This window comes from Calothrix sp. NIES-2098 (assembly GCF_963875125.1).
Taxonomy (GTDB): domain Bacteria; phylum Cyanobacteriota; class Cyanobacteriia; order Cyanobacteriales; family Nostocaceae; genus Aulosira.
The window spans coordinates 948,752-974,253 of the sequence record NZ_CAWNKJ010000001.1; the positions used below are offsets into that span (position 1 = coordinate 948,752).

The window sequence follows — 25,502 nt, forward strand, 5'->3', positions numbered from 1 at the left end:
TTAAACCTCTGAAGGTGAACGTTGCACCTTTGAACCTGGCGATTGCACCTTTGAGCTTGGCGGTTGCGGCTTTTATCCTCGAAGTTGCGCCTTTGAGCTTGGCGGTTGCGGCTTTTATCCTCGAAGTTGCGCCTTTGAGCTTGGTGGTTGCACCTTTTATCCTCGAAGTTGCACCTTTGAGGCTGGCGGTTGCGGCTTTTATCCTCGAAGTTGCGCCTTTGAGCCTGGCAATTGCAGCTTTTATCCTCGAAATTGCACGTTTGAGCAAGAGCGATCGCACTTTGATGGCGGCTAATGAGTGAATTAGCAACAGTGATGGTGATGGGAAGGAAATTAAAACAGGCGATCGCACAATTCGCGGCTTGTTTTGCAACACTAGCCATGAAAATTGCCTAACCGGACTCTATATTATCTCCATTCGCCACAACTGACTCAAACAAAATCCGCATTTCCTAATTACGAATTACTCTTTTGTGGCTTGCAACCGCAAAAAATGCACCCGTCCTGATTTATCCCCAGCAACAACTCTCACCCCATCCGGTGCAACAGCACAGCATAATATTGCACTTTCCCCTGTAAAACTGGCAATTACTTCCCCAGATTTCCAATTCCAGACTTTGAGGGTCTTGTCATATGAACCAGAAATCACATACTTGCCATCAGCACTCAGGGTGACTGCTGTTACCGAGCCAGTATGACCTTTGAGAGTCCGCAGTAGTTCCCCAGTTTGCCAATTCCAGACTTTGAGGGTGGTGTCAGAGGAACCAGAAATCGCGTATTTGCCATCAGCACTCAGGGCAACTGCATTTACCCAGCTACTATGACCTTCTATGGTACGCAGTAGTTTGCCAGTTTGCCAATTCCAGACTTTGGAGGTGGTGTCATTGGAACCAGAAATCGCGTATTTGCCATCAGCACTCAGAGCGACTGCATTTACCGAGCGACTATGACCTTCTATGGTATGCAGTAGTTCACAAGTTTGCCAATTCCAGACTTTGAGGGTGTAGTCAAGGGAAGCAGAAATCGCGTATTTGCCATCAGCACTCAGAGCGACTGCATTTACCGATTCCCTATGACCTTGTATGATACACAGTAGTTCGCCAGTTTGCCAATCCCAGACTTTGAGGGTGTAGTCAAGGGAAGCAGAAATCGCGTATTTGCCATCAGCACTCAGGGTCACTGCATTTACCCAGCTACTATGACCTTCTATGGTACGCAGTAGTTCGCCAGTTTGCCAATTCCAGACTTTGAGGGTGGTGTCAGAGGAACCAGAAATCGCGTATTTGCCATCAGCACTCAGGGCAACTGCATTTACCGAGTCACTATGACCTTTGAGAGTCCGTAGTAGTTCACCAGTTTGCCAATTCCAGACTTTGAGGGTGGTGTCAGAGGAACCAGAAATCGCGTATTTGCCATCAGCACTCAGGGCAACTGCATTTACCCAGCTACTATGACCTTTGAGAGTCCGTAGTAGTTCACCAGTTTGCCAATTCCAGACTTTGAGGGTGGTGTCAGAGGAAGCAGAAATCGCGTATTTGCCATCAGCACTCAGGGCGACTGCATTTACCGAGTCACTATGACCTTTGAGAGTTCGTAGTAGTTCACCAGTTTGCCAATTCCAGACTTTGAGGGTGGTGTCAGAGGAAGCAGAAATCGCGTATTTGCCATCAGCACTCAGAGCAACTGCATTTACCGAGTCACTATGACCTTTGAGAGTTCGTAGTAGTTCACCAGTTTGCCAATTCCAGACTTTGAGGGTGGTGTCACCGGAACCAGAAATCGCGTATTTGCCATCAGCACTCAGGGCAACTGCATTTACCCAGCTACTATGACCTTCTATGGTACGCAGTAGTTCGCCAGTTTGCCAATTCCAGACTTTGAAGGTGGTGTCAGAGGAACCAGAAATCGCGTATTTGCCATCAGCACTCAGGGCAACTGCATTTACCGAGTCACTATGACCTTTGAGAGTCCGCAGTAGTTCACCAGTTTGCCAATTCCAGACTTTGAGGGTCTTGTCATATGAACCAGAAATCACATACTTGCCATCAGGGGTGAGGGCGATCGCATTTACATAGGAACTATGACCGACTAAGGTACGTACTAAGGAACCGCCAGGGGAAGTTAAGCTTGCTGTTTGCGGAAATAAGCCAGGGGTTTTGCATTGCTGCACCTGCGTTAACAATCTCTGAATTTCTTCTCTTTCAAAACCCAGCAACCGCCCTAATAATTGCCCCGCAAATTGCTGTTTATCTTCATTCAAAACATGTGCCGAAAGCCTCAATGCACCTTGAATTAACTGTAAATTCTCATCCTCCGGCAAAAAATCATAATCTGCTAGCAAAGCATTAATATTGATGTTCTCCAACTTCGCTTGCAACCAGCGAAAATCACACAGCAGTTGTTTTAATTCTTCTTCCCCTCCCCCAGCCAGCAAATGATAGGCTAAATTCTCCCAAATATAGCCGTCATTGTCTAAACTATGCCAGCCTTGGGGATATTTTTCACTGTAAGCATTTAATAAGCGATTATGTAAAAATCTTATCCCCTCACTTTCAGTTGCTAATGTCGCGTACTGCTTCCTCACATAATCAAACAGCAAGTCATGCAACCGCAAATTTCCCGCTTCATCCCACAAAGCCAGAGATTTATTCACCAATTCATCAATAACATCTTGGGTCTTAGACTGATTCAACCCCAAGGGTTGCCAAAAAGTCTGCAAAACTGCTTCGGGTATAGGTGTATCTTCCGGAAATACCGCAAACTCTAAATATCGCTGTTGGCAATCCTCATCCAAATCGTCCACACTCACTTGAATTGCCTTGAGTAAATTTGGATAAGGATAATTAGGAAACTGTTGTTTAATTTTCTCTAAATCAGCACTGCGGAGTTTTTCTAAAATATTCTGCCAGCGATGATGCGGTTTTCCCCGCATCATCGCGCCAACCATCGCCAATGCTAATGGCAAATAGCCACATTCTCGCACTACCTGCAAGGCGACATCATTGTGCGGGCTGGATTGCGATATCTCTGGCTGGTTTGCCCATTTCGCCAACAGTTCTAACGCCTGTTGTTTACCTAAAACCGCCAGCTGATATTCTTCCCCTCCCAACCCTGTAACTATCGCCGCATCACGGGTGGTAATTAACATTTGACAGCGTTCCCCCAACACATCAAACGCCGTCGCATCATCCAAACGCCAGATATCATCCAAAATCAGCAAGCAAGCTTTCTGTGCAAACAACTCCCGCAACTGCGCTTTCGCCAATCCCACCTCGGTAAACGCCGCTTGCTTGTCGCCCAACGCTGAAGCCAGATAGGATTGCCAAGTTAAAATCTGGGGCGTTTGTCCTAAAGTTATCCACAACACTCCATCAGGAAACGCTTGTCTAACTTCTTCATCCCGCGCTAAAGCTGTAGCTAAGACTGTTTTGCCAATTCCACCCATGCCTTGCACGCCAACACGGCGAGTTTTACCTGTAATACCCACAGGTTGCTTTGTTGAAGATAATACTTTTTGTTTTAAGGGTGCAAGTTCTTCAGGTCGGGGTAAAAAGTGCGGTGGTAACTCTGGGACGTTGGTTAGATTGGCTAAAGCTTGGTGATGGGGGGTTAAATTGGTTTTTTTTTAAGTTCGGGAATCAACTCACCAGATACACCAGCTAACTGAATTGCATTTCGCGCAATATTAAAAGCAAACTCTACAGGCGCACCTTCATCATATTCGGGATTATAAGCTAGAAGCGCATCGTAAAAACCGACAACAAACTCAATTGCGGCTTTATCCCCAATTGCATCATTCATCCCAATAACATAATTAATCTGTTGGGAAATAGCCTCAGCTTGCACCTGCGAGTAACAAGCATTCAACAGCACGCATTCTACTTGTTTAGAAAACTGTCCAAATAATCCAGCTAATGCTTCCCCCGTAACTAGCTGTGTTTTTCCCGTTTCATCCTCAAAAGCTAGTCCTTGTATACCCGCACCATGCCCAGAAAAGTGGATAATATTTGGTCGATAATCCAAAATAGCACGGCGAATATCCCTCGGACGTACAGCCAAATCATAGCGTAAGTCAAAGTTCTCTCGATTTAGCGACCTTTGCAAACCTTCCTTGATATCGCGCAATTCTTCATCAAGGCGCAATCGTGATGTATTGCTGGGATTTGCAGCTAATATCAGGATTTTCTGAGGTTTGATGGTCATTACCAGGGTTGGGAAATGCTGTTTTCAAGTATACATGGCAGACAAGATGATGAAAACGCCGCACACATGAGTAGAATGTATCAGAATGCTCAAGAAGAATAAAACAGCAATCTTGAGCAGTCTGACCAAACAGAAGGCATAAGTCTAAATAGAGGCAGTTTACCTGACGGGGTAAGAAAATTCTTACTCCATCAGCCTCCACCTAATTTCCGCTATCAGCGTGAACCGTAGCTATAAGCTGTGAAAAAACTACGTCCAGTGGTATGAGATGGATCTAGACCTTCGTTGCGCGAACGACGACGCAAATCACCAATATCTGGAGTATTGTTAAAGGCATCCTCAATACTAATTTGACCGTTTAACATCAATTCGCAAAGGGCATCATTCATAACTTTCATACCGTCTTTGCTGCTGGCTTCCATCAGTTCATAGGCTGCTGTTTCTTCACCCTTGAGTAAGTAATCCTGCATGGTAGGCGTGTTGATCAAGATTTCCATAGCTGCTGTCCGACCACCATCTGTTGTGGTGAGTAGGCGTTGGGCTACTGCTGCAACTAGGGAATCCACAATTTGCACCCGCATTACTGCTTGCTCGTCAGGATTATAGAGATTGAGTAAGCGATTAACAACACCAATCGTATCTTTAGAGTGGAGAGTACCTAAGACTAAATGACCTGTTTGTGCTGCTTTTAGGGCAGTATCAACAGTAATGCGATCGCGCATTTCTCCCACTACAATGACATCTGGATCTTCGCGCAACGCCGACCGCAAAGCTTCATGAAAATCATGGGTATGCAAACCGACCTCTCGTTGACTAATTAAACAATTTTGGGAAGTGTGAACATATTCAATAGGGTCTTCAATAGTGATGATATGTTTTTGTTTTGTCTCATTCAAATAGCGAATCATTGCCGCTATCGTCGTAGATTTACCCGAACCAGTCGGGCCTGTAACTAAAATTAATCCTTGTTTTTTATTAACAATATTTTTGAGGATAGGTGGCAACCCCAAGCTATCAATACTTGGGACGTGCAAGGTAATTAATCGTATGACCATTGCACCGCCAGTTAAAGTTTCAAAACAGTTGACACGACAGCGCAAAAACCCAGGATAAACAATTGCCGTATCCAGTTCTTTGGTTTCTATAAATCGCTGCTTTGCAGAAGGGGTAAGAATTTCATTTAAGTATGTCTCGAAGATTTCCAGCGTGACTACCTCTCCTAATTCATAAACCTCCATTTGACCGCGAATTCGGAATCGCGGCAACTCTCCCACGCGGATATGAATATCCGAGGCTTGCTGAATATAGGCATCGCTGACCATCTTCTGAATGGAGGCTACCTTCTTCTTTGATGCGTATGGCGGAGGTGGTGGCGGTGGTAGTTGGGGAACGAAAAACTCAGATGTCAAAGAGGTGTCCATAAGTGTTTCCTATAGAAAGTATTGGGTTACAAGCAACGGTTAAACTTAGTTGTGATGCCATAAAAAATCCGGTTAATCTCAGGCAAAGAGATTAACTAATTCTTTTAACGTCAACCGTATACTCACTTAGATTTTCAATCTACAACTTACTTAGGTAAGATTTTTATTTTTGAGGTGGTCTTCATAAATTCTTTAGTGAAACCATGAATTTCTATGAATTTCAGGCATGGTTGGGCTAGAAAGGAAATTATGAAAATCATCACACCCACCATTAACTGGTTACAAACTCGCGCTTGTGCCCCTGCATACAGCGGTTGGTTACTAGCAGCCATTTCTCTCTGCTTTTTTGGGTCTGCTATTAACACAATGGCTGGTTGGCTATATGTAATTAGTGGAGTCAGTTTTGCCCTGCTGACTGTTGCAGCTATTTTACCGCCGCGATCGCTTGTTGGTTTAACTGTCAAACGCCTTCCGATCCAGCCTGTTACCGCCGGAGATGAACTAAGAGTAGAAATCGAAATCCACAATTCCACAAAGCAGCCTGTTAGTTTACTGCTAGTCGAGGATATACTGCCCTTCGTTTTGGGTAAACCAGTACAAAAAGCGATCGAAACAATTTTTCCCCAAAACTATCATCGTTGGGTATACTACCAACCAACCCAGCGCCGGGGTGTCTATCGCTGGCACAAAGTCGAACTAGTCACTGGTGCGCCTTTAGGATTGTTCTGGTGTCGCCGTCCGCGAGAATCAGCTGCTACAGCGATTGTTTACCCTAGCGTGTTACCTATGGCTTATTGCCCCTTAGTCGATGAAATGGGGCAAGAAGAAAGCTATACCAGCCACCTGCGTGGACGACCCCAGCAGACAGAGACCAGCGGACTAGTGCGATCGCTACGTCCTTATCGTCTAGGCGATCCGATCCGTCTAGTCCACTGGCGTACCAGCGCCCGCTATGGGGAATTACGGGTAAGAGAATTAGAAATTGTTACCAGTGGTCAGGAGATAATTATTGCCCTGGACAGTGCAGCTAATTGGGATGCAGAAAACTTTGAACAAGCCGTCATCGCCGCCGCCTCATTATATTTTTATGCCCAACGGCAAAATATGCAGGTACAACTGTGGACAGCATTCACAGGTTTAATTCAAGGAGAACGTGTAGTTCAAGAAGCCTTAGCTGCAACCACAGCCCAAGAAGATGCCAACTCACCTATTCCTGAAGACTACCCCTTGATTTGGCTAACGCAAAACCCTCTCAGCCTCTCTAACTTGACTGCTGGCAGTCGCTGGGTTTTGTGGCAAAATAGTTCTTCACCCCTAGAACCAGTAGTTGTCAATCGAGATTACCCTGGCATTCTTGTAGAAAGCGAGCAAGCACTGCAAACTCAGCTGCAAAAATCATTATGAAAAAATTTCAAGATATGTTGCAAGTTAAGCTTTAGTGATTACTCAGATTCTATTCGATCCCAGCAACCTAGACATACAAGCCCTTGAGCAAATGTTAGTCAACTTTCAAAACAAAGGTTGGGGAAAAACACCCACTAATAGGGCTATAAGGCTGATGTACAATGCAAAGAAATGTGTAAATTATGAGTGGCGGATCTAATGATGTCATCAGAAGTGAATACAAAATCCAGCGATAAAAGCCTAGAGGCAATGCGGCATTTTTCCGAACAATACGCCAAGCGTACTGGAACCTACTTTTGTTCGGAACCTTCTGTGACAGCAGTTGTGATCGAAGGGCTAGCCAAACATAAAGACGAACTTGGTGCGCCTTTGTGTCCCTGCCGTCACTATGAAGACAAAGAAGCTGAGGTACACGCCACCTATTGGAACTGTCCCTGCGTACCTATGAGAGAACGTAAAGAGTGCCATTGTATGCTGTTTCTCACCTCAGACAACGAGTTTGCTGGAGACAAGCAAGAAATCACTCTCGATACCATCAAAGAAGTGCGAGAAAGCATGGCATGAGTGAAACCATGCCCCAAGAGTTTTGGCTAGGTATAGAACAGTTCAATTCTGGGCAGTTCTATGCCTGTCATGACACTTTAGAGGCTTTGTGGATTGAAGCCAGCGAACCAGAAAAAAGCTTCTATCAAGGAATTCTCCAAATTGCTGTAGCGCTTTATCATTTGAGCAATCATAACTGGCGAGGTGCTGTCATTCTACTCGGAGAAGGCAGCAATCGTCTGCGGCGCTACCCTGATGATTACGCTGGTATCGATGTGGAAGGGTTATTAAACCAGAGTATGGCGTTGTTGCAAGCATTACAGCAAACAGGCCCCGATAAAATTGCTGCTGAGGATTCGGGTGAAGCTGATACATTACCCTTGCCGAGAATTGAAATAATTAATGATAAACAATAGGCAGTAAGGGCTGGCAAGTGTAGAGACTGTTACGTCACAACTAATTTAAGGAATTATATAGTTATATTCCTTGAATTAGTCTTATGGAAATAATTAAAGAACATTTACAGCGAATTTGGGATTGCTTAGTAACAAAAGCACCTGAAATTACCTTATTACTTCAACCAGGATTAAAGCCGGAAGAAATTGATAATATTGCCAAAGATTTACCTTTTAAATTGCCAGAAGAAATTTATGAACTTTATCAATGGCAAAATGGGTTATTAAAAGGTATTTCTGTGTATGGTTGGAAAATTAAGGGTAATTTGCCGGACATCATATAAGTTATTAAATCATCAAAATTTCCAAATTATAAAGCAGCTTAAACTTATTTTTAGATAGAAGAGCATCTATAGGTATTCGGCTGTAAACTACTTGTACAGCAGTTTTGACAGGTAAGAGAAGCATTGGAGAGATTATTAAAAATTTCGAGAATTATTGATGCCTGCACTGAACGGATTGGGCGATTGACGAGTTTCCTAGTACTAGTCATGGTCATACTAGGTCTGTGGAATGTTGTAGGGCGATATCTAGGAAGGATTAGTGGTAACAACCTGACTTCTAATGCCTACATTGAGGCTCAATGGTATATTTTTGATTTGGTCTTTTTCTTAGGAGCAGCTTATACACTCAAGCATAACGAACACGTGCGTGTTGATATTTTTTACAGTAATTGGCAGCGTCGGCGGAAAGCACTTGCAGATTTGATAGGAACAGTATTTTTTCTGATTCCTTTCTGCGTTATGGTGATATTTTTTTCGTGGGATACTATCGTGGCTTCGTGGCAAATTCGTGAAGCTTCATCCGACCCTGGTGGTTTACCACGCTATCCAATTAAAGCCACGATCATTGTTGGCTTTGTGCTGCTAATTTTCCAAGGAATTTCTCAAGCAATCAAAAACTTGGCAATTCTCAAAGGTTATCCAGTATCTGAGGAGGAAAACCATGACGCTGGCGTATGAATGGCTGGGGCCAATGATGTTTGCTGGTGCTTTGGTACTACTTTCGTTAGGTTATCCGGTGGCCTTTTCGCTGGGTGGAGTGGCGATCGCATTTGGTTTGTTGGGAATTAGCCTAGGTGTGTTTGACCCGATATTTCTCACCGCTATGCCACAGCGAATTTTTGGCATCATGGCAAATTACACCCTGCTGGCTATCCCTTACTTTATTTTCATGGGGGCAATGCTAGAGAAATCTGGCATCGCTGAGAGACTGTTAGAAACGATGGGGATTTTGTTGGGGCGCTTGCGTGGCGGACTCGCTTTAGCAGTGGTATTAGTAGGTGCTTTGCTAGCCGCAACAACTGGTGTAGTAGCGGCCACAGTAGTGGCAATGGGTTTAATTTCTCTACCAATTATGCTGCGCTATGGCTACAACAAAGAATTAGCTACGGGTGTAATTGCCGCCTCAGGAACTTTAGGGCAAATTATCCCGCCGAGTGTGGTGTTAGTGGTACTGGGCGATCAGTTGGGCGTGTCGGTGGGCGATTTGTTCATCGGTTCTGTGATTCCCGGTTTGATGATGGCGAGTGCTTTTGCCTTTCACGTGCTGATTGTGGCGTTTTTAAAGCCCGATGTAGCCCCAGCTTTGCCTGCCGAAGTGCGAGAAATTGGTGGTAAAGCTGTGGGAAGGCGGGTAATTCAGGTGATGATGCCGCCTTTAATTCTGATTTTTTTGGTACTGGGAAGTATATTTTTTGGCATTGCTACCCCAACAGAAGCCGGGGCGGTGGGTTGTGCTGGGGCGATCGCCCTTGCTGCTGCTAACCGTCAACTCACCTGGAAATCGTTGCGTCAGGTTTGCGATACCACTTTGCGCATCACTAGCATGGTGATTTTTATCCTGTTCGGTTCGACAGCTTTTAGCTTAGTCTTTCGAGGGTTAAATGGCGATCAATTTATGTTTGATGTGCTTGCCAATCTTCCTGGCGGTAAAGTTGGCTTTTTGATTGTCAGCATGACTGTGGTATTCATCCTTGGCTTTTTTATTGACTTTTTCGAGATCGCCTTTATTGTGATTCCACTGTTTGTCCCAGTCGCCCAGCAGTTAGGCATCGATCTTGTGTGGTATGGGGTGGTGTTGGGCGCAAATCTCCAAACTTCATTTCTGACGCCTCCCTTTGGCTTTGCCTTATTCTACCTACGCGGTGTTGCGCCACCAGAAGTGACGACATCTGATATTTATCGCGGTGCTGTACCGTTTATTCTGCTGCAACTATTAGTAGTCGTATTAATTATTGTTTTCCCTGGAATTGTCAGTTTCTTACCTTCTTTGGGAAGTTGAGGAATTATAGCGATCGCACACGCTGGAGAAATGATGGAGAGTATGCGATCGCACTTTTTTTGAACTTGAGCGCTTTAACTGTTAGTTGATGTTGCAAAATTGGCATAGCTCAATTCATTGATGCGATTCCAGCTAAAAATATTTTGACGAAAGGCTTTCCACTGTTCGTATACTTGTTTGAAGCTGGCATCTTTACTGGCATTCTCATCAAAAATCTCAAAAGAGATTTTCTGCGCAGCTTGCATAATCTCTTGGCTGTAGGGAACCAGCTTAGTACCAGCAGATTTTAATCGGATCAATGCTTCTCCATTCAAAGCATCATACTGACTGAGCATATTTAAATTAGCTTCTGCACTGGCGGTTTTTAAAACTTCTTGATACTCTTTGGGCAAACGCTTCCAGGCGTTGAGATTCACCAGTATGTCTAAAGTTGGCCCTGGCTCCCACCAACCTGGATAATAATAGAATTGCGCGGCTTTATGTAAACCGAGTTTTTCGTCATCGTAAGGGCCAACCCACTCAGCAGCATCAATCGCACCCCGATCTAGTGCTAAATAAATTTCGCCTCCTGGTAAAACTTGCACGTTCACTCCCAAACGCGACATGACTTGTCCGCCCAATCCGGGAATGCGCATTTTCAACCCTTTGAGGTCAGCTACAGATTTGATTTCTCTTTTGAACCATCCGCCCATCTGTGCGCCAGTACTCCCAGCAGGAAAACTGATGACATTGAAGTTGGTATAAACTTTCTGGATAGCTTCTAATCCGCCACCCTGATAAAGCCAAGCATACTGCTGTTGAGCATTTAAGCCGAAGGGTACGGAGGTAGCGAAAGCTAATGCTGGGCTTTTGCCGATGTAATAATAGCTGGATGTGTGGCCGCATTCCACGGTTCCAGCTTGTACTGCATCCAAAACTTGTAATCCTGGCACTAATTCGCCAGCCGCAAAGGGGGTAATCTTGAAACGTCCGTTGGTCATTTCTGCAACCCGCTTGGACACAGTCTCTGCACCGATAAAAGTGCCCAAAGACTTAGGCCAGCTAGTAGCCATTCGCCAACGCACATTAGGGAGTCCAGTTTGCACATTAGGCGATGTCCCAGTTCGGGCGCAGGAAGCTACGGTAGCCGCTGTTACGGAGGCGATCGCAGCTGTATTTAAGACCTCTCGACGTTTCATGATTTAATTTTTGGGAAACTAGTCAGAATTTTAAGTTAATTTGGGTACGGAAATGAAGAGCATTTTATCCAAGTCTTAAAAGCGATCGCTAGTTTTTTGCAGATTAGAAAAAATTACATATTAAAGTGGTCTAGTTAAAAGAAAAAGAATAAATGCTGAGTACTTAATGACCAATAGCTCGATATTAGCTTAAAACAATTTTTTACAATACCTGCCTTTTACTGTCATCACTTAATTAAGACATATATTCGTCATAAGTTGTTGATAACTTTGTCACTACTATGTGCAATATTTAGTCTAACGAAAATTTATTACTTTTAAAAAGTTCGTTGTACATATCCTTTATAGATATATTGTTGAGGAGTTACATACTTTATATTATATACAACTTAATATCAGACAAAGCTTTCATTTATAGATGAAAGTTTTACTGCTAGAGATTAGCTACTTCCTAAAGCCAGAAACTTTTTCAAAATCAGTGTTTGTCTAAATTTAAAACATTGTCAACCAATGCTTATAAAATTTTGAGAAAATCACCAAAATATGATGAGAAAAATTTATTAATTCTTTTGGAGCTATAAATGCATAAAAACAAATTATTTCTTTACTCATCAACGATATTGATTGCTAGTTTTATTGTGCTAGCGCCGATCGAACCAAAAGTTTCACAAGCACAAAGTGGACAAAATAATGCTACAGGTATCTCTGATGGAATTCATCAACGTATTGAGGAATTTAAGGAGACAATGCTTACCATTTTAAAGCAACAAGCACAAGTAAAGGGCTTGTCCTATACTGTACCACCAAATTTTCAAGGAACAACAATCAAAGCAGCAAAACTTACTTCATCTGAGAAGGTAATTGCGCTTACATTTGATGATGGCCCTTGGCCCGAAAGTACTAACCAAGTGCTAGATATTCTTAAAAGCAATAATATCAAAGCGACATTTTTTGTAATTGGTCAGAATGTGAAAAATTACCCAGACTTATTGAAGCGGGAAAATGCAGAAGGTCACGTAATTGGCAACCATACTTGGCATCATTGGTACCAATTTATGAATGAACAGACAGCAGCTTATGAAATTGAGCGCACAGCAGAATTAGTTAATCGAATTACCGGAGTTAAAACAAATTTATTTCGCCCACCTGGTGGAATCATGGACAATGGTGTGGCTGATTATGCTAGAAATAGGAAATACACTATCATTCTTTGGTCATCTGATTCCGCAGATTACTCGCGTCCTGCTGTACCAAAGTTAATAAAAAATGTGTTCAGAAAGACAAAGCCTGGTGGTATTGTGCTAATGCATGATGGTGGAGGTAATCGCTCAAGAACTGTGCAAGCTTTACCAGAAATTATTGCCAAATTTCGCAATGAAGGTTATCGCTTTGTAACTATTCCTGAACTGTTACAAATGGAAGATAAAGACCGAAGCTTTCTTGCTAAGAAAAATTCAGAAGGCATAAAGCAGGAGGCAACCCACCCTTAAAAGAGTGGGATTGAACTATGTTTACTAAGTCTAAGGCACATTCATTCCTCGTTGCACTGCGGGACGCTGACCTACAGTTTCAACCCACCTTTTTAAATTTGGATGATTGTCTAAGGTCAAGCCTTGCATTTGATAAATTGCCACCCAAGGATAGGTTGCCACATCTGCAATTGAATAATCACCGCAGATAAATTCATTTTTTGATAGTTGCTTATCTAACACACCATAAATTCGTAGAGTTTCCTTTTCATAACGTTCAATGGCGTAAGGAATCTTTTCTGGAGCGAATCTTTTAAAGTGATTGAGTTGTCCAAACATTGGTCCTACACCCCCCATTTGAAACATTAGCCACTCCAGCACTTGAAAGCGACCTTTTTTGTCAGTAGGTAGTAATTTAGCTGTCTTTTCTGCTAAGTAAATGAGAATTGCCCCAGACTCAAAAACTTTGATATCAGTTTCTCGATCGACAATCGCTGGAATTTTGCTGTTGGGATTAATGGCTATATATTCAGGTGTAAATTGCTCTTGTTTTGTAATGTCAATTTTGTGGACGTTGTAAGATAGTTCTACTTCTTCCAACATAATGGAAGCTTTACGCCCGTTAGGTGTTGTGAAGGTATATAAGTCAATCATGCGATCGTACCCTGGAATATTCGCGATCTCCGAGGGTAGTTTACCTTAAATTTAAGCTATCCACATCTAAAAACTACATATTCTTTAATTAAAATAACAAAATATTTGCTACAAGGTTTAACTGCACGAGCTATTTCATCAAGTTTATGTATTGTTACTGAAATAATATAAAGATTAATTCATAATTTTTATATACAATTATATGGCACAATATCCGGAAGAAATCTTTGATTTAATCTCATTATTCTTTAAATGATAAATCTACTGGTACAGGCTTATTGGATGTAAAGATAAAAGTACTGACAACAGTATTTGCAAAAGTTAAATTTTATAGGACTGCCAGTTAAATAATCAAAATAGTTATGTATGAACGCTCAAATAAACAAAAAAGTAAGTTTGATGAGAAAAAGATTCGCCAGCTTTTTTTACTCATTTCATTTGCAAATATAGTAGTAATTTTTGGCTTTTATACTGCCTTTGTACTATTCTCCTATATCGATGTCAATTCAAATTTTATGAATAGATATCCAACCTCAATCCCTAGCATAGACGACCAATTTCAATGTGAAAAAACTGAGAGAACTTGGCGTAATAATAAATGTTGGGACTATCAACACGATCCTTCTTTTTGATAAGAAGTATAAAAGTAATCTCCAAGTCAGCCAATCAGGGTAAAATTAATACCTCATACACAGTTTTCCAGCTAAATTCAAGTTTCAGCTTCTGAAACTGAAAGATCTGTGATTTGTTGACACCAGCTTTCAGGTATTTCTACATTTTCTGGTAGAAGAGTGGTGCGATCGCCAAATGCTAATTCAAGCTGCGCTGATTCTAGGTTTTCACATCTAGTCATGTCAGCTCCGAAGATTTTGGCTTTCTGAAGAATTGCTTGATTTAAATTAGTACCAGTGAGAATTGCTTCTTGTAGGTTAGCTTCATAGAAATTAGCTTGTTCTAAATTCGCTTCATAGAGGTTAGCTTGCTGTAAATTAGCTGTGCTGAATAATACGGCTTCTAAGTTGGCTCCAATCAATTTTGCACCTTTTAAGTTACTACCAATTAGGTTTGCTCCTTGCAGGTTGCTTCCCTCTAAATTTGCTCCTTCTAAGTTAGTGTCACACAGAATAGCTTCTTCTAAATTAGCATTAGCAAGGCTTGCTGCTTGTAAGTTGGCATCATACAAAATTGCACCTTGCAAGTCAGCCTCATGCATGACTGCTTTGGATAAATTGACTTTTCGCAAAACAGCTTCTTGGAGATTAGCTTCTGGAAGTATTGCGTTTTGCAAGTTGGCTTCATAGAGAACTGCTCCACAGAGATTTGTTTCTGTTAAGTCTGCCCCAGAAAGATTAGCACCTATCAGGTTTACCCATTGTAAATTAGCTCCAATTAAAATTGCTCCAGAAAGATTGGCTTCCATCAAATCGGCACCACTAATATCTATATCGCGCAAATCTAGTTTCTTATTTGCCAAATCATACTGTGTATTGCGTCTGCCAATTACAGTTAGAGCTGTTTGAATATCTGTAGGAATTTTTTCCGGTAAAATATCTTCGTCTCGATCGTGCGTCGAGGCGTGTTCTCGGATAAAAGCGGCGAGTATTTCCATAATTGTCCAATGATTTTTTGGGCAATCTCTGGCAATTCTTTCTAGTGCATATATAGCAGCAAAGCGAGTTTCTATTTTTTCATTACCTAAATGTTCTATTGCTTGATAAAATCTTTCTGTTACTAATTCTTCTGATTTTTGTTCTGGATAATTAATATCGATTTCTATCTTTCTTTGGTTTTCTGTAATCTGTGAAATAATTTGTGATATTTCAATTCGATCCATTGCTAGAGAGAGTTTGGAATTATAGTAAGCGTTGATAATCATTGCTATTACCCAAGTAACCATCGCAATTATGGTTATTACTTGAGCGATCGCTGCGATTGTTATGTCTAATGACAGCCATTGAAAACTAAAAAAAAATAATTGATTAAAAATTAAAGCCAGAATAAATATTGTTGTTATATATATAAAAAAACTGGTGAGTCCATCTGTCTTGAATAAAGACATATAATTTGTCTTCATCTCTGACTCCTTATGTAATTTAGCTTATCCATAGTATTATTTGTAAGTTGCTTTTAGTACAGTAAAAACACGGACTTAATTAATAAATATATTTGGCCATAACAAAATCTCTATAGATCTACTTACAAATAATAGAAATTACTGTAATGATGTTGCATAAAACTTCTGTCAACTCTATCTTACATTTGCAAAATCCTCCTTTATCTACCCGCATTAAGAGGGGTAAGTTGACAGATACGATTGATAATTCACTCAGAACTCGCTCAAACGCCCCTACGACCTTTGAGCAAACAGAAGCTTCGGTTTGAGAAGCTAACTCACCTAGAAATCAATTCCAAGGTTAATACCTCAAGTCTAATGAAGTGCAATGACTAAATGTTTCTATCTAAGGAGGGATGCCAACGAGCAGGATAATTGATCAATTACAAAATGTGGGTGTCAATAAGCTCTAATGGTATGTTACTGCCACATTCTCAGGTAGATGATTTGCTAGATATTAACTGTTTGATCGGTAAATAGATTTAATTAGAACTCAAATGTATTGTGGGGTGAAAATCCTAAAGATAGATAATCTCTAGCTGTAATCAAGTTTTTAGTTTATGCTGGAAGTTTTTGTGGAAAATATGACATTTATCTCAAAATTGCAAGATGCACTCAGATAACTAGATTGATGCGGAGTTATCTTTACTAGGTTGTCGCCAGTGTGTTGGGGCTTCAACATAATCGGGTAAGCGAGTTGTGCGATTGCCATTTGCCCTTTCAATCTGCTGCGATGTTAGATTTTTAGCTCCCTGAAAGTTTGCACCTTTTAGATCGCTTCTATCGAGGAAAGCCTCTAGCAGGTTAGCTTCACCGAGGTTTGCACATAGCAGCTTGGCTTCACTGAGATTTACATTTTGCAGTTCAGCTTGATATAGTTGTGCCTCTTGTAAGTTAGATCTAAAGAGGGATGCTTCTTGTAGTTTCGCTCCACTAAGGTTTGCATTTTGTAGATTGCATCTCATTAACATTGCGCTTTGCAGATTAACCATATTTAATTTTGCTTGTTGCATAATGGCTTCAGTAAAGTCTGCCTCTTGCAAATCAGCTTTATTTAAAAAGGCCTCTGCTAGATTAGCTCCTTTAAAGATTGCCTTTTTGAGGTTAGCTTCAAAGAGCATTGCACCTCTAATGTCGCTGTAACTTAAATCAAGTCTCTGATTTTCCTTCTCATCATTACAATTGCGTCTTCCAATAACGGTAAGGGCTGCTTGAATATCTGTACGAAGTTTTGGTTGTTGCTGTATCTCCTCTACTCTCTCCTCTTTAGGCTTTAAAGGAGCATTTTCTCGCACGAAAGCTGTGAGGATTTCCATGATTATCCAATAGTCTTTTAGAGAATCTTTAGCAATTCGTTCTAGAGTGTAAATAGCACCTAATCTTACTTCAATTTTTTCATTACCAAGTTGTTCAATAGCCTTCGCAAAACGTTCTGTAATTTGCTTATCTTCTGCTACTTGTGCATTTTTGAGTGCAGCCTCAGCATTTTCCAAAGCAGCTTTTGCACTTTCATTGGCAGCTTGTGCGCTTTTATCCATAGCTTCTGCACGCTTGGCTGCATAGTAAGCATTGATTAATACTGCTATGCCACCGAAGATAGTTCCAATAGTTGTTAAACTTCTAGCTCCATAATCTATTCTTTGCTCTTTTATTAAACCTTTAGTATTGAAAAATGCAAAATCAGAAAATAAAAATATAAATAAAACAGCCGCTAAAAATAGAATAAATATAACAGCTAAAATTATTAACCAACCTTTAAGAGCGTCTGTATTGTTATCAGACATAAATTTAAAATTATTTTTGAAGTTCCCAATTACTACGGGGAATTTCACTATAAAAGTATAGCATTTATCTCAAAATTGCAAGATGCACTGAGATAACTAGATTGATGCGGAGTTATCTTTACTAGGTTGTCGCCAGTGTGTTGGGGCTTCAACATAATCGGGTAGGCGAGTTGTGCGATCGCCTACTGCTGCTGTAATTTGTTGTAATTCCAAATTTTTAGCACCTGTCAAAATTGCCCCTTCTAATTTGACATCACAGAGGTTTGTGCCAGAGAGGTTAGCTCCCATGAGATTTGCGCCGTGAAGATTGGCTTCATAAAGGATGGCTCTAGAAAGATTGGCTCCTATGAGGTTGGCGCGATGCAAATCAGCTTCCGCTAGGCTGGCTTCTGAGAGGTTGGCAAAAAATATCTCTGTTTGCTGGAGTTTGGCTGCATTCAAGTTTGCGCCTTGCAGGTTGACTCCATTTAAATTTGCGCCTTGCAGGTTAGCTCCAATTAGGCCTGTAAGGTGTAAGTTGGCTTTACCAAGCTTTGCGCCTTGTAAGTTCGCGAGAAATAACTTAGCTCCTGAGAGGTTGGCAACTTTTAAGGTTGCTTGTTGTAAGTTGGCTTTATAAAGGTTGGCCCCTTGTAAGTTAGCTGCACGCAGACTTGCTCCTGTGAGATTGGCTCCCCGCAGGTTAGCCCCAGATAAATTGGCGCGGTTGAGGTTGGCGGAGGAAAGGTCGGCTCCACGCAGGTTGGCTTTGAGGAGGTTGGCTTCGTAAAGAATCGACCCAGAGAGTTTAGCACCACTCAGGTCTGTACCCACTAAAGTAGCGCCTCGCAAATCTGCACCACACAAGTCAGCGCCTCGCAAATCCATTCCTTCTAGGTTAGCTCCTAGCAAGTCTGCCCGTTTAATATCTGTATTGCGTAAATCTAGTTTCTGATTTACCTTGTCTTCTAAATAATTACGCCTACCGATAACCGTAAGAGCCACTTGAATATCTGTACGGATTTTTGGCGATTCTTCAGAAAAATTTGGATTTAACTGCTGTGTACGCAAATCTATGGGTGCTGTATCTTCTTGTCTTGCTTGACCTTGATAGATAGGAGCATTCTCACGCACAAAAGCTGTGAGGATTTCCATAATTGTCCAATGTTCTGAGGGAAATTCCTGGGCGACTCTTTCTAAAGCATAAATTGCACCTGTACGGGTTTCGGTTCTTTCGTGCCCTAGCTGGGCAATTGCTGTCATAAACCTTTCTGCAATTAGCTTATCTTGAGATAGTTTGGCATTTTGAATGCTCAGTTCAATGTTTTTTTCAGCTGCGATCGCACTTTTCTGCAAAGCTTGGGCACGCTTGGCCCCATAGTAAGCATTTGCAATCAAGGCTAATCCTGAAAAAATGATTGCTGTGGTCGTTAATGCTTGAATTCCATATTCTATTTGTTGGGAAATTGTCAACTCCCGAATATTGGAAAACGTCAAGACGATCGCAGTCAATGAGAGAGCAAATATAACTGTTATAACTATCAACCAATTTAAGAGTACGCCTGTCTTTTTAGCAGACATAGCAGAAATATTCCTCACTACTCAGGACTATTACTTATATACTGAGGCTCCATAGTATAGCATTTAGCAATAAATTTGTATATGTATCATTAGGCTTAACTGATTCTACTATTACTGAAGGAGTTAGATATTAAGGAATAGACCAATTGTGCGATCGTCTACTTTGTAACCATTGGCTAGCTCAAATACTTGATTTAATTAAGTTTTAGTTGAAAATTTCAGACATCACCAAGTTGAGTAATCGATTTATCTACCCCAGAAAATTCTGCTTCTCTCAGATTTGCCCCGTTGAGTATCGCATCCTGAAGAATTGCTCCATCCAGCTTTGCTAAATATAAGTTTGCCCGCTGTAAGTTGGCTCCTGATAGGTTAGCACCCGATAGATTAGCTGCGCTTAAAATCGCCTCTTTGAGGTTTGCACCAGAGAGGTTTGCACCAGATAGATTAGCTGCTGTAAGGATTGCTCCATGCAGATTAGCGCTACAAAGATCTGCTCCTGAAAGATTAGTTCGATAAAGATTTGTCTGCTCTAAGTTTGCTCCCGAAAGGTTAGCCCCGCTAATATCTGTATAGCTCAAGTCTAGTTGTTCGCCATCGCTATCTTGTTGAGTATTTCTTTTGGCAATTACCGTTAGTGCTGCTTGAATATCGGGACGAATTGTTGATAATTGGTTGTCTTGAAATTCTGTTAGAGTCCGATCGCAAGCATTAGTTCGGATAAAATTTATCAGAGCCTCCATGATTTTCCCATTTAATTTTGGCTCTTCTTGGGCAATTCGGGCTAAATCATCAAATACAGCTAGATTCATATCTCGATTTTGATGCTCAAGCTGTGCAATTGCTAATTGCAATCTTTGTGTAGAGCAAGCATTTGGAATAACTTCTATTTTTTCCCGATTAGCAAATATCGCTAGATAGATTTTTTCTAATAACCTCATATTCATAAAACGCCAATTTTTTGCCGAATGGTAACTACTTATAATTACTTTCAACATACCCAAAATTATTTTTAATAATTTTAGATGTAAGCCACCAACATTATTGCCAATCTAACTGCTAAGTAAGTATACCACTAAATATGAGAAGTACTGATTATTACTTTGATTTAGCAACGATCGGTAATATATACTAGTCAAAAAAATAAATTCCCTAAAAGAAAATTTAAACGCTCCGACTGATGCGCTCACAATAGACAAAGCAACAGCATTTACAAAAGTTTCCGGATGCAGCAAGATAAAGAGCCAATATTGAAAGATCTAGTACTGATTGGTGGTGGTCACAGCCATGCAATTGTGCTGAGGATGTTTGGGATGAAACCTCTGCCTGGCGTGCGTTTAACCTTGATTACCACGAATTCATATACACCGTATTCGGGAATGTTACCAGGACACATTGCGGGTTTTTACAGCCATGATGAATGCCATATAGACTTACGACCATTAGCCCAATTTGCCCAAGCACAGTTGTACATCGATCGAGTTGTTAATCTCGATTTAAAAAATAATAAAGTAATTTGTGCTAACCGTCCTGCTGTAGATTTTGATGTGCTTTCTGTTGATATTGGCAGTACTCCGGCAAAAATATCTGTATCAGAAGCGGCAGAATATGTGATTCCAGCAAAACCAGTGTCCAAATTATTGGAACATTGGTATCAATTAATAAAAAATGTAGCAGAAAATCCGCAAGCACCGATTAAGATTGCGATCGCAGGTGGTGGTGCAGGTGGTGTGGAATTAGCGCTATCGATGCGATCGCATCTACAACAGATTGTACAGCACTCAGGAGCTTTGGAAATTCATTTATTCCAGCGCGATCGCCAACTGATGCCAAAGCATCATCAATCAGTTCGGCAGCTAGTGAAGCAAGTTCTGATCGAGCGAGGTATTAAACTGCATTTAGGAGAAACAGTCTCTCAAGTTGCACCTCTAGCAGAAAAAAGAAATCAAGAATTATTACAAATTAAATGTGACTCTGGGTTAAAAGTAGAGTGCAACAAAATTTTTTGGGTAACGCAAGCAGCTGCACCTCAATGGTTAAAAAACACGGAATTGGGAACTGATGAACAAGGCTTTATTTTGGTAAAAGACACATTACAATCCCAAACCCATCCCCATGTATTTGCAGCAGGTGATATCGCCACAACGATCAATTATCGCCTAGCAAAAGCCGGAGTATTTGCTGTCCGCCAAGGTAAGCCTTTGTTTGAGAATTTACAGCGGTATTTATTAGGTAAACCACTAAAACCTTACAAACCACAGAAGCATTATCTCAGTTTAATTGGTACAGGTGATGGAAAGGCGATCGCCACCAAAGGCGCATTTACTTTACCACCCCATCAACTATTGTGGCGTTGGAAAGATTGGATTGATCGCCGCTTTATGCAACGCTTCCAAAATCTGCCAGAGATGAAGCAGAATTTTTCACTCTCAACTCCTAAACTCACTACTCAAATGCGTTGCGCTGGATGTGGTTCTAAAGTTGGTAGTACAGTTTTAAAACAAGTTCTACACCGCATTCAGCAAGAACAGCCTGCTGGGGAAGAGAGAAAAGATATCATCATCGGTTTAGATGCGCCAGATGATGCATCAGTAGTGCAGATATCAAGCGGACAATTAATGGTGCAGACGCTAGATTATTTTCCGGCCTTGATTAACGATCCTTATATTTTTGGGCAAATTAGCGCCAATCATTGCTTGAGCGATATTTTTGCAATGGGAGCTACGCCTCATAGTACATTAGCGATCGCTTCTATTCCTACTGCTGCACCCGCAAAAGTTGCAGAAACTCTTTACCAATTATTATCGGGCGCTGTCAAGGTAGTTAATCGAGCAGGCGCACCTCTAATTGGCGGACATACTAGCGAAGGTGCAGAACTAGCTTTTGGCTTAAGTTGTAACGGTGTTGTTGATTCCCACAAACTTTTGCGTAAAAGCGGTATGCAACCCGGACAAGTGCTAATTTTAACCAAAGCTTTAGGAACCGGGACATTATTTGCTGCTGATATGCGTCGCCAAGCTAAAGGCCGTTGGATTGATGCTGCTGTAGAGTCAATGTTGTTATCCAACCAAGCTGCTGCTGTATGCTTGTGGCAACATGGGGTAACAGCTTGTACGGATGTGACAGGCTTTGGTTTGTTAGGACATTTAATGGAGATGGTACAAGCATCTGGTGTGGCGGTGAAATTGCAACTTGACGCGATACCAGTATTAACAGGCTCAATTGAAACCTTAGCAACAGGAATTTTTAGCTCGCTGTATCCAGATAATTTACAAGCATCAACTTACATTCACAATCTGATGGCAGTTGAATCTCACCCTAATTATCCCCTGTTATTCGACCCGCAAACTTCTGGCGGTCTATTAGCTGCTATTCCCGAAGCTCAAGCTAATACTTGTTTAGCTAAACTGAGAGATTTGGGTTATAAACAGTCCAGCATAATTGGAAGTATCAAGCCGCAAGTAGTTCAGCAATCACCAGTTACTATAGCTTGAAAATAAGGCAGACGTTCTCTAAGATTAGGCACAAAAGTAGTAGGGATAATAGCAATTGAGTACTCCAAAATGGCAATTGAGTACTCCAAAATGGCAATTGAGTACTCCAAAATGGCAATTGAGTACTCCAAAATCGTAATTGAGTACTCCGAAATCGCAATTGAGTACCCCAAAATAGCAATTGAGTACTCCGAAATCGCAACTGAGTACTCCGAAATCGCAACTGAGTAGTCATGACCTTGAACGGACAAGGTATCACGCGATCGCCATCTTCTTTATCGAAGACCTCATGAGCTTGGTAAAACAATAAATGTAATAAAAATTACTAACTTAAAAATTAAAATATAATAAAGCAATACTAATAATGTAATAAATAATACTTACAATTTTGACCGTGAATTAACTAGTGCAACTACCATGAAAGTTTCTTTACTTCCTGCACAAGAAATCAAAGCTGCTGAATCTACACTCAAAGAGCTTCAAAGCTATAAGAGCAAGCATTGGGCAATTGGTCTTAACGGCGATACATTTGAACCGGATGGATTCCTGGCGTTCTTTACTCAACGAGGATTAGCATTTAAAAGTTATGTAAGCAATAAAGGTGTTACAGTAGGTTCACCAAGTAACTACGATGATAATATTGCGACACTAAAAGCTTATATAGCAAGTATACGTAGTTCAGAACAGACAGCAGTCAACTCCACAATCCAAGAACTCAAGACATACAAATCTAATTTTTGGGCAATTGGTCTGAACGGAGATACTCTCCAACCAGACGGATTCAATACTTTCTTTGCTGCTAGAGAATTGCCATTTAAACCTTTTGTCAGAAGCAAAGTTTCCATCGGTGAAGAATCTGCCTATAACAAGAATATTGCCACCCTAACGAACTATATTAATTCCATCAGCCTTGTTGTCACAGCTTAAATTTCTCCGTTCAACAAACTAAACTCCTCAACTAGGTATCTTTCAGCTTGCTCTCTACTGTTGTGTTTCCTTGGCATAGATCCCCAACTTCTGGGAAAGTCGGGGATCTTTTTTTACGCCTACATACTCACAATTGCAGCTGAAAATTCCAGAACCTTCAAGAAACGCTAAAATCGAGTCAGCCTTTGTATTTTAGTGGTTGTGTCCCACATCACTCAGAGTGCGGTTCACTGCATTAATCCTGATTGTCAACGTCCCTATCCTCAACCTTGGGGAAACAAATTTTGCAATAGCTGTGGCGCACCGTTACAGCTGTTAAACCGCTATGTGCCAATCCAGCCTTTGGGATCGGGCGGATTTGCTCAAATTTACACAGTTTGGGATGAAAAAACTCAAACCGAAAAAGTGCTGAAGGTTTTGGTGGAAAATTCACCAAAAGCGCTGGATTTATTTAGGCAAGAGGCTTCAGTTTTAAGTAGTTTGCGCCATCCAGGTGTTCCTAGAGTAGATCCTGATGGCTATTTTTTACTAAATTTGTCTAATCCCAAGCCACTCCAACTACCTTGTTTGGTAATGGAAAAAATTAATGGGCAGACTTTAGAGGAAATCCTCAAAAACTATCCGCAAGGCTGTCCTGAGGAGATGGTATTCAACTGGTGTACTCAGGCTGTACAGATTTTACAGGAATTGCACAAACGCCAGATTCTTCACAGGGATATCAAACCTTCTAACTTAATGCTACGTAATTCCTCATCAAGCCTACCTGCGATTTGGCAAGGATCAGCAGGAAATCAGCTAGTATTGATTGATTTTGGCGGAGCAAAACAATTTAGCGATGCGAAAGTGCGATCGCAATCGAGTTCTACCCGGTTATTTTCTTCTGGTTACAGTCCACCAGAACAAGTTATTGGCGGTCATGTAGGGCCGAGTGCAGATTTTTATGCCCTCGGTCGCACGATGATTGAATTACTCACAGGTAAATATCCGCCAGATTTAGAAGATCCGCAAACTGGGTTATTGCAATGGCGCAATCGAGTGAATGTTAATCCCAAGTTCGCAGATTTATTAGATGACATGGTGCAGGAGGATGTGCGATCGCGTCCTTTAAATGCGAATATCATTCAAAGACGATTGGCAAAAATTTCTCAAGTCTCGCCATACCAGGGGTTATCTGTTTTCATTCAAAATATTCTGCACCAAGCATCAGCTAGGTTGACACTGCTAATGCAAGGTGTGGAACAAGCTTTAGGTAAATTTATTCATGTTGTAGGCAAAACAACTCTATTAATCTTAAAGGCGATCGCCAAATTCTTACTCGCCTGTACGATCACAATTTGGGCAATGATACTGACTGGAACTGGTGCTGTACTCGGTACAATAATTGGTTTCTTTTTAGCCTATCGGACAATTTTAGGCGATCGCGTTGCTCAGGCGATCTTTAGTCAGCTACCTGGCTTATTTTCCGAAAACGATACTGTATTAGTCGCAGAAGTTTTAGTATTCGCCGGCGCAGGTTTGGGAACAGCATGGGGACTGACGGTAGCAGGAGGTTTTTCCCAGCGCAGACGCTTTATAGTAGCATCGTTGATGGGTGCGATCGGCTATAGTTTCGGCTGGTTAGTTTTGCAATTAGCTATACCCAGAAATAGCAATGAAGGTTTGGTCATCTCAATTGTGTTTGCAGTTTTCCTTCTTACCTTGAGTTTGGGGCTGCGCAGCCATCGCATAGTCTACGCTGTAATTGCTTCTTTGGGTACTGCACTTTTATTTGCTGGTGCAATTCGCTTAGACATTCTTCCAACTGTCTTCCAATTTTCTAGTACTCCCCAATGGTATGAATTATTAATGCCCGCTGTCTTTTTTGCTTGTGAGGGCATCTTGATGAGCTTCTGGTTAGGGGTGAGTTATTACTTAATTGTGCCGGGGTTGCGCTGGATGGGATGGCGTTAATCTTACATATCGGTTCCCAATCGATTGGACAAAGCCCTATCTTGTAACGGGACAACACAAAGATGCA

Annotated in this window: 21 protein-coding genes; 12 read left to right on the forward strand and 9 right to left on the reverse strand. The window is 41.4% G+C overall.

Features of this window, described 5'->3' with window-relative positions; all coding sequences use genetic code 11:
* The first annotated feature begins 14 nt into the window (after positions 1 to 14).
* Positions 15 to 302: a hypothetical protein gene (locus AACU33_RS03950; protein WP_096587139.1), complete on the forward strand. Its 288-nt coding sequence runs from the start codon at positions 15 to 17 to the stop codon at positions 300 to 302.
* Between the two features lie 161 nt (positions 303 to 463).
* On the opposite strand, the gene AACU33_RS03955 is transcribed toward AACU33_RS03950, so the two are convergent.
* From AACU33_RS03955 to AACU33_RS03965, 3 genes are all read right to left on the reverse strand, one after another.
* A complete protein-coding gene (locus AACU33_RS03955) occupies positions 464 to 3,487 on the reverse strand; it encodes an NB-ARC domain-containing protein (protein WP_096587140.1) in 3,024 nt (1,007 codons plus the stop codon).
* 122 nt (positions 3,488 to 3,609) lie between these two features.
* Positions 3,610 to 4,203 (reverse strand): CHAT domain-containing protein, encoded by a 594-nt coding sequence (locus AACU33_RS03960; RefSeq protein WP_096587141.1) that lies wholly within the window; start codon positions 4,201 to 4,203, stop codon positions 3,610 to 3,612.
* Between the two features lie 215 nt (positions 4,204 to 4,418).
* Positions 4,419 to 5,624, reverse strand: coding sequence for a type IV pilus twitching motility protein PilT (locus tag AACU33_RS03965; protein ID WP_096587142.1), 1,206 nt, complete (start codon positions 5,622 to 5,624; stop codon positions 4,419 to 4,421).
* Between the two features lie 249 nt (positions 5,625 to 5,873).
* Between AACU33_RS03965 and AACU33_RS03970 the strand changes: the two genes are divergently transcribed.
* From AACU33_RS03970 to AACU33_RS03995, 6 genes are all read left to right on the forward strand, one after another.
* A complete protein-coding gene (locus AACU33_RS03970) occupies positions 5,874 to 7,028 on the forward strand; it encodes a DUF58 domain-containing protein (protein WP_096587143.1) in 1,155 nt (384 codons plus the stop codon).
* Between the two features lie 198 nt (positions 7,029 to 7,226).
* On the forward strand, positions 7,227 to 7,592 hold the full coding sequence (locus AACU33_RS03975; protein ID WP_096587144.1) for a ferredoxin-thioredoxin reductase catalytic domain-containing protein: 366 nt from the start codon (positions 7,227 to 7,229) through the stop codon (positions 7,590 to 7,592).
* Positions 7,589 to 7,987 carry a DUF309 domain-containing protein gene (locus AACU33_RS03980; RefSeq protein ID WP_096587145.1) on the forward strand — a complete coding sequence of 133 codons (399 nt, stop codon included), beginning with the start codon at positions 7,589 to 7,591 and terminating at the stop codon, positions 7,985 to 7,987. Before AACU33_RS03975 ends, AACU33_RS03980 begins: the two co-directional genes overlap by 4 nt.
* A gap of 83 nt (positions 7,988 to 8,070) precedes the next feature.
* Positions 8,071 to 8,310 carry an SMI1/KNR4 family protein gene (locus tag AACU33_RS03985; protein WP_096587146.1) on the forward strand — a complete coding sequence of 80 codons (240 nt, stop codon included), beginning with the start codon at positions 8,071 to 8,073 and terminating at the stop codon, positions 8,308 to 8,310.
* Positions 8,311 to 8,433: 123 nt separating this feature from the next.
* Entirely contained in the window at positions 8,434 to 8,988 is a 555-nt protein-coding gene (locus tag AACU33_RS03990; RefSeq protein ID WP_339375749.1) for a TRAP transporter small permease subunit, read from the forward strand.
* Positions 8,972 to 10,309: a TRAP transporter large permease gene (locus AACU33_RS03995; RefSeq protein ID WP_096587148.1), complete on the forward strand. Its 1,338-nt coding sequence runs from the start codon at positions 8,972 to 8,974 to the stop codon at positions 10,307 to 10,309. The genes AACU33_RS03990 and AACU33_RS03995 overlap by 17 nt, the downstream gene beginning before the upstream one ends.
* Positions 10,310 to 10,383: 74 nt before the next feature.
* Here the strand turns inward: AACU33_RS03995 and AACU33_RS04000 are convergent, their stop codons facing one another.
* The gene (locus tag AACU33_RS04000; protein ID WP_096587149.1) at positions 10,384 to 11,487 is read right to left on the reverse strand and encodes a TRAP transporter substrate-binding protein; all 1,104 of its coding nucleotides are present in this window, start codon (positions 11,485 to 11,487) and stop codon (positions 10,384 to 10,386) included.
* Positions 11,488 to 12,068: 581 nt separating this feature from the next.
* Between AACU33_RS04000 and AACU33_RS04005 the strand changes: the two genes are divergently transcribed.
* Positions 12,069 to 12,977: a polysaccharide deacetylase family protein gene (locus tag AACU33_RS04005; protein ID WP_096587150.1), complete on the forward strand. Its 909-nt coding sequence runs from the start codon at positions 12,069 to 12,071 to the stop codon at positions 12,975 to 12,977.
* A 30-nt stretch (positions 12,978 to 13,007) separates the two neighbouring features.
* Here the strand turns inward: AACU33_RS04005 and AACU33_RS04010 are convergent, their stop codons facing one another.
* From AACU33_RS04010 to AACU33_RS04030, 5 genes are all read right to left on the reverse strand, one after another.
* Positions 13,008 to 13,610, reverse strand: coding sequence for a glutathione binding-like protein (locus AACU33_RS04010; RefSeq protein ID WP_096587151.1), 603 nt, complete (start codon positions 13,608 to 13,610; stop codon positions 13,008 to 13,010).
* A 709-nt stretch (positions 13,611 to 14,319) separates the two neighbouring features.
* Positions 14,320 to 15,684, reverse strand: coding sequence for a pentapeptide repeat-containing protein (locus AACU33_RS04015; protein ID WP_096587153.1), 1,365 nt, complete (start codon positions 15,682 to 15,684; stop codon positions 14,320 to 14,322).
* 662 nt (positions 15,685 to 16,346) lie between these two features.
* Positions 16,347 to 17,507, reverse strand: coding sequence for a pentapeptide repeat-containing protein (locus tag AACU33_RS04020; RefSeq protein ID WP_096587154.1), 1,161 nt, complete (start codon positions 17,505 to 17,507; stop codon positions 16,347 to 16,349).
* A gap of 96 nt (positions 17,508 to 17,603) precedes the next feature.
* Positions 17,604 to 19,067: a pentapeptide repeat-containing protein gene (locus AACU33_RS04025; protein ID WP_096587155.1), complete on the reverse strand. Its 1,464-nt coding sequence runs from the start codon at positions 19,065 to 19,067 to the stop codon at positions 17,604 to 17,606.
* Positions 19,068 to 19,285: 218 nt separating this feature from the next.
* Positions 19,286 to 20,011, reverse strand: a complete 726-nt coding sequence (locus AACU33_RS04030; protein ID WP_339375750.1) for a pentapeptide repeat-containing protein — start codon at positions 20,009 to 20,011, stop codon at positions 19,286 to 19,288.
* A 279-nt stretch (positions 20,012 to 20,290) separates the two neighbouring features.
* Here AACU33_RS04030 and selD point away from each other — a divergent pair, with 279 nt between their 5' ends.
* The 4 genes from selD to AACU33_RS04050 all read left to right on the forward strand — a co-directional run bounded on the left by selD (position 20,291) and on the right by AACU33_RS04050 (position 25,435).
* Positions 20,291 to 22,558, forward strand: a complete 2,268-nt coding sequence (gene selD, locus AACU33_RS04035) for a selenide, water dikinase SelD (RefSeq protein ID WP_096587157.1) — start codon at positions 20,291 to 20,293, stop codon at positions 22,556 to 22,558.
* A gap of 181 nt (positions 22,559 to 22,739) precedes the next feature.
* Positions 22,740 to 22,868, forward strand: coding sequence for a hypothetical protein (locus AACU33_RS04040; RefSeq protein WP_339375751.1), 129 nt, complete (start codon positions 22,740 to 22,742; stop codon positions 22,866 to 22,868).
* Between the two features lie 107 nt (positions 22,869 to 22,975).
* Positions 22,976 to 23,485, forward strand: a complete 510-nt coding sequence (locus AACU33_RS04045; RefSeq protein ID WP_096587158.1) for a hypothetical protein — start codon at positions 22,976 to 22,978, stop codon at positions 23,483 to 23,485.
* Positions 23,486 to 23,686: 201 nt separating this feature from the next.
* Positions 23,687 to 25,435, forward strand: a complete 1,749-nt coding sequence (locus AACU33_RS04050; protein WP_339375752.1) for a serine/threonine-protein kinase — start codon at positions 23,687 to 23,689, stop codon at positions 25,433 to 25,435.
* The last annotated feature ends 67 nt before the right edge of the window (positions 25,436 to 25,502 follow it).

Excerpts from the sequence above, each read along its gene's own strand:
- AACU33_RS03965 (WP_096587142.1), bottom strand. The coding sequence starts at position 5,624 with ATGGACACCTCTTTGACATCTGAGTTTTTCGTTCCCCAACTACCACCG.
- AACU33_RS03985 (WP_096587146.1), top strand. The coding sequence starts at position 8,071 with ATGGAAATAATTAAAGAACATTTACAGCGAATTTGGGATTGCTTAGTA.
- AACU33_RS04015 (WP_096587153.1), bottom strand. The coding sequence starts at position 15,684 with ATGAAGACAAATTATATGTCTTTATTCAAGACAGATGGACTCACCAGT.
- AACU33_RS03995 (WP_096587148.1), top strand. The coding sequence starts at position 8,972 with ATGACGCTGGCGTATGAATGGCTGGGGCCAATGATGTTTGCTGGTGCT.
- AACU33_RS04000 (WP_096587149.1), bottom strand. The coding sequence starts at position 11,487 with ATGAAACGTCGAGAGGTCTTAAATACAGCTGCGATCGCCTCCGTAACA.
- AACU33_RS03960 (WP_096587141.1), bottom strand. The coding sequence starts at position 4,203 with ATGACCATCAAACCTCAGAAAATCCTGATATTAGCTGCAAATCCCAGC.
- AACU33_RS04005 (WP_096587150.1), top strand. The coding sequence starts at position 12,069 with ATGCATAAAAACAAATTATTTCTTTACTCATCAACGATATTGATTGCT.
- AACU33_RS04020 (WP_096587154.1), bottom strand. The coding sequence starts at position 17,507 with ATGTCTGATAACAATACAGACGCTCTTAAAGGTTGGTTAATAATTTTA.
- selD (WP_096587157.1), top strand. The coding sequence starts at position 20,291 with ATGCAGCAAGATAAAGAGCCAATATTGAAAGATCTAGTACTGATTGGT.
- AACU33_RS04030 (WP_339375750.1), bottom strand. The coding sequence starts at position 20,011 with ATGAATATGAGGTTATTAGAAAAAATCTATCTAGCGATATTTGCTAAT.
- AACU33_RS03970 (WP_096587143.1), top strand. The coding sequence starts at position 5,874 with ATGAAAATCATCACACCCACCATTAACTGGTTACAAACTCGCGCTTGT.
- AACU33_RS03975 (WP_096587144.1), top strand. The coding sequence starts at position 7,227 with ATGATGTCATCAGAAGTGAATACAAAATCCAGCGATAAAAGCCTAGAG.
- AACU33_RS04025 (WP_096587155.1), bottom strand. The coding sequence starts at position 19,067 with ATGTCTGCTAAAAAGACAGGCGTACTCTTAAATTGGTTGATAGTTATA.
- AACU33_RS04045 (WP_096587158.1), top strand. The coding sequence starts at position 22,976 with ATGAAAGTTTCTTTACTTCCTGCACAAGAAATCAAAGCTGCTGAATCT.
- AACU33_RS03980 (WP_096587145.1), top strand. The coding sequence starts at position 7,589 with ATGAGTGAAACCATGCCCCAAGAGTTTTGGCTAGGTATAGAACAGTTC.
- AACU33_RS04010 (WP_096587151.1), bottom strand. The coding sequence starts at position 13,610 with ATGATTGACTTATATACCTTCACAACACCTAACGGGCGTAAAGCTTCC.